Here is a 4,068-nt window from a genome sequence, read left to right on the forward strand (position 1 = left end):
GCGATGGATCGAGGACGATGTGATCGCGGCCGAGGACATCGGCAAAACCAAACGCCGACACGATCATGATGAGCGTCGATCCGACGCATACGAGCATGTGCGTGCGCAGCCCGGCCGCCCACGAGAGCCGTTCGCGTTCGAAGCCGATCACGCTGCCGAGCGCAGCGGCCAGGATGAGCCGCGCGATGAGGTCCATATTGCCTAGCATAAGTGCGTTTTCTCCTTTGATTGCGTTTTGCGGTGGCCTTGCAGGCGTCGGGGCACCGACGATGGTCCGGCAGGCGGCCGTTTTGATTTATCCTTGGTGCCCGCGTCCGGTGGCAACGCCGCCGGGCTCAACCTTTATTCTTGAAGCCGTATGCACGACCCAGATTTCACTGCGGGAACATCCTCCACCGGCGCGGCCCTGAAGGCGCATTACGAGCGCGTCGTGTTGCCCATCTGGCGCGGCCCGGGCTACAACCCGGCAATGCGTCTCGCCTACGAAGCCGTTTCCGCCGATGGCGTGACGCCCGTCCCCGCGCGTCGCTACCGCGCGATGGCATGCGCCCGCCAGCTCTTCGTGTTCGCGCACGCGGGGGACATCGGACACGCCGATACGCTGTTCGATTCGCTTCAGACCTATTTTCAGGACAGGAAAAACGGCGGTTGGTTCTATAGCGTCGACGCGAGCGGCGCGCCGCACGAGCGCCAGAAAGACCTCTATACGCACGCATTCGTGATTTTTGCCTGCGCGGAATATGCCCGGCGTGCGGCACCGGCGGCCGCGCAGAAAGCGCTGACGGTGCTCGAAGAAACATCGGCGATCATCGAGCGCCTGATGAGCGCCGAAGGCGGCTTGTTTCAATCCGCAATGACCGAGGACTTCTCCACCGCACTCGGCTCGCCGCTGCAAAACCCGTTGATGCATTTGACCGAAGCGTGGCTCGCCGCGCGCGACGCCACTGGCTTCGCCGTGTTCGACCATCGGCTGGAAAAGCTTGCGGCCGCTGTCTCGAGCGCATTCGTGCATCAGGAAACGGGGTGTATCGCTGAATTGCCGATTGGAAGCGCCAATAACTGGCTCGAACCGGGTCATCAATTCGAATGGCTGTTCCTGGTCGAAGGCAGCGGGCACGCGGCTTTCGGAGCAGCCGGGCTTGAGCACGCGTTGTTCCGCGCGTTCGATTTCGTGCAGCAATGCGGCGTGGATCCGGTGACGGGCGGCGTGGCTGCATCGGTCAGTGAACATGGCGGCGTGATCGATTCGACCCAGCGCATCTGGGCACAGACGGAATATCTGCGCGCGCTCGCCACGCACTCCGGCGATGCCGTTCGCGCTCAACTGCCCGCGCAGATCGAACGCTTTACGAAACGGTTCCTGCGGCCGAACGGGTGGATCGAAAGCCAGACGGCGGATGGCGTTATCGTCCGGTCGGAAATGCCTTCGACTACGCCCTACCACCTCGCAACCGCGTACGACGCGTTGCCCTGAAGCTTCAAAAAGTGTTTCGAGCGTGCTCCGGACGCCTCGCCATTCGCGCGAGGCGTTTCGCGTTTCAGGTTTCGTATTTCTGCGTGAACTATCCCGTCCTGCATTTAAATCGCCGATAAATCACGTTTAAACCGGTAATTTGTCCGCGAATTCGAGATCGTCCTTGCACAGTGGAGAAGCGCTACCTACAGTCTTCTGCAGGACCGCGCCGATGCCCCTCGCCCCGATGCGGATTTGTGGGACTCAAGCTGACTGGACCGAAACCAAATGTAGGAGTGTCCGAATGGCCGAAATTGTCGATATCGCACGGGGCGCGTTGAACGCGCAGCCGTTTAGCGCCTTGCTGGGAACGAAGCTCATGCAAGTCGACTCCACGAGTCTCACGCTATGCCTGACCATTCGCGATGAACTCAGGCAGCAACACGGTTTTGTGCATGGCGGTGTGGTGAGTTATCTCGTCGATAACGCCCTGACCTTTGCCGGCGCGCTGCGCCTCGGGCCGAAGGTGGTCACCGGCGAATACAAGATCAACTATCTGCGGCCGGCGGTATCGGGCACCTTGATGGCTCGCGCACGCGTGATCTATGCCGGAATGACGCAGGCAACGTGTCAATGCGACGTGTACGTCACCGATGGCGGCACGGAACGCCTCGTCGCGGTCGCACAAGGAACGATTCATCGGATCAGCGAAATGGCTGCGGAACTGGAGCCGGTGAGCGCTTGAAGTTTCTATTGCAATGAAACGAAAAGGGGCCGTTCCAATGGTTGTTGGAACGGCCCCTTTTCTTTACGGTGCTGGCTTACTTCGCGTCGACCGTGCGTTGTTGCTGTTCGCCCAATCCCTGAATGCCGAGACGAACCGTCTGACCTGCTTTCAGGTAAACCGGCGCGGGTTTCACGCCCATGCCCACGCCCGGAGGCGTGCCCGTGGAGATGACATCACCCGGTTGCAGACTCATCACCTTCGACAGATACGCGACCAGTTCCGCAACGCCGAAGACCATCGTCTTGGTGCTGCCGTTCTGATAACGGTGACCGTCGACTTCGAGCCACATGTCCAGACGCTGCGGATCGGCGATTTCGTCCTTCGTGACAAGCCACGGACCAATCGGGCCGAAGGTGTCGAAACCCTTGCCCTTGTCCCATTGCGTACCGTGCTCGATCTGCCACTCGCGCTCGGAAACGTCGTTGATCACGCAATAGCCTGCAACGTAGTCCAGCGCGTCTGCTTCGCTGACGTACTTTGCATGCTTGCCGATCACCACGCCGAGTTCGACTTCCCAGTCGGTCTTTTTCGATTCACGCGGAATCTCGATATCGTCGTTCGGACCGCAAATCGCGCTGGTCCATTTGCCGAACAGCACCGGTTCAGTTGGAACCGGCAGGTTCGATTCGGCAGCATGATCGGCATAATTCAACCCGATACACACAAACTTGCCCACGCGCGCCACGCACGGGCCAATGCGCGGTTCGCCCGTCACTTCAGGCAGCGTGGACGGATCGATTGCGCGGAGTTTCGCAAGGGAGGCGTCGGATAGCGTGTCGCCTGCGATGTCGTCAATAACGTTCGACAAGTCGCGAATCTTGCCGTTCTGATCCAGCAAACCCGGTTTTTCCTGACCGTTCGGCCCAAAGCGCAGCAGTTTCATCGTGAGTGATCCTTCAGTTTCAGGTTTTGATTCGGTTGACGAGGTGTTCGATGTGCCCCGTGTGTAAAGAGGGCTCGTCAGGAGCAGCGTTTCAGCGAATGTGAGATGGAACCATAGCATTCACATGACACGTCTTTTTACCATTCCCGGCTTTCGTTGCGATTGCTGACACGAAATTCCATGTATACCGTCGGGATTCTTCACGCCTTATAAGCGATAGAACGTCTTTGCGGTAACTCCGAAAAGGGCTTGTTGTTGCGATGCGTTCAGATGCGACGTCAATTGCCGCGCTGCGTCATGCCATTGTGCGTAATCGCCGTTCAGGTTCAGCACCGGCCAGTCGCTTCCCCACATCAAGCGATCCGGTCCGAACTGCTTCAGAAGATGATCGACGTAAGGCTTCAGTATTGCCGTTGTCCAGCCCGGTGCAGCTTCAGTCGCCAAACCTGACAGCTTGCAACGCAACCCTTGCGGCAAGGCCGCCAACTCTGCAATGCCATCCGCCCAGATTTGCCACCCGGCGTCTCCATCCTTGATTTGCGGTTTAGCGCCGTGATCGATGACGATCCGCAAATCAGGAAAACGCTTCGCAAATATCTTCAACGACGCAACGTGGCGCGGAAATATCAAAGCATCGAAGGCGAGATTGTTTTTTATCAGCGCGTGGATTGCCGGCGCCAACGCGGGATTCTCGATCCAGCGATCATCTGGCAGGTCCTGAAGCATTGGACGCACGGCCTTGAATTTCGGCTCACGTGCCAGTTCATCAATCAAATCGGCTGCGTTCGGCGCGTCCAGTGGAACCCAGCCGACCACGCCCGCGATAGATGAATCATTGCGCGCAAGATCGAGCAGGTATCGGGTTTCATCGACGGTCTGCGCCGCCTGCACAACCACCGTTCGAGAGACGTTCTCCGCTTCGCGAAGCGGCTTCAAGTCATCCGG

General features: G+C 59.0%; 5 protein-coding genes. 2 read left to right on the forward strand and 3 right to left on the reverse strand.

All coding sequences use genetic code 11. The features are described from left to right. Nucleotides 1-208: MgtC/SapB family protein (locus ACFFAR_RS26660; protein ID WP_174365516.1), on the reverse strand; the 208-nt coding region annotated here is incomplete at its 3' end. 150 nt (nt 209-358) lie between these two features. Here ACFFAR_RS26660 and ACFFAR_RS26665 point away from each other — a divergent pair. Together ACFFAR_RS26665 and ACFFAR_RS26670 are read left to right on the forward strand one after the other, a co-directional pair. Further along, on the forward strand, nt 359-1,474 hold the full coding sequence (locus tag ACFFAR_RS26665) for an AGE family epimerase/isomerase (RefSeq protein WP_174365517.1): 1,116 nt from the start codon (nt 359-361) through the stop codon (nt 1,472-1,474). A 283-nt stretch (nt 1,475-1,757) separates the two neighbouring features. Next, nucleotides 1,758-2,198 carry a PaaI family thioesterase gene (locus tag ACFFAR_RS26670; protein WP_062171883.1) on the forward strand — a complete coding sequence of 147 codons (441 nt, stop codon included), beginning with the start codon at nt 1,758-1,760 and terminating at the stop codon, nt 2,196-2,198. Between the two features lie 76 nt (nt 2,199-2,274). Here ACFFAR_RS26670 and ACFFAR_RS26675 read toward each other — a convergent pair whose 3' ends face one another. After that, nucleotides 2,275-3,123, reverse strand: coding sequence for an ureidoglycolate lyase (locus tag ACFFAR_RS26675; RefSeq protein WP_062172602.1), 849 nt, complete (start codon nt 3,121-3,123; stop codon nt 2,275-2,277). Between the two features lie 207 nt (nt 3,124-3,330). Then, nucleotides 3,331-4,068, reverse strand: a 738-nt coding sequence (locus tag ACFFAR_RS26680; RefSeq protein WP_174365653.1) for an amidohydrolase family protein, incomplete at its 5' end; no start/stop codon positions are given.

This window comes from uncultured Caballeronia sp. (assembly GCF_964243625.1).
Classification (GTDB): domain Bacteria; phylum Pseudomonadota; class Gammaproteobacteria; order Burkholderiales; family Burkholderiaceae; genus Caballeronia.

What these genes read in the sequence shown, in the direction of transcription:
- ACFFAR_RS26665 (WP_174365517.1), top strand. Translation starts at nt 359, where the DNA reads ATGCACGACCCAGATTTCACTGCGGGAACATCCTCCACCGGCGCGGCC.
- ACFFAR_RS26670 (WP_062171883.1), top strand. Translation starts at nt 1,758, where the DNA reads ATGGCCGAAATTGTCGATATCGCACGGGGCGCGTTGAACGCGCAGCCG.
- ACFFAR_RS26675 (WP_062172602.1), bottom strand. Translation starts at nt 3,123, where the DNA reads ATGAAACTGCTGCGCTTTGGGCCGAACGGTCAGGAAAAACCGGGTTTG.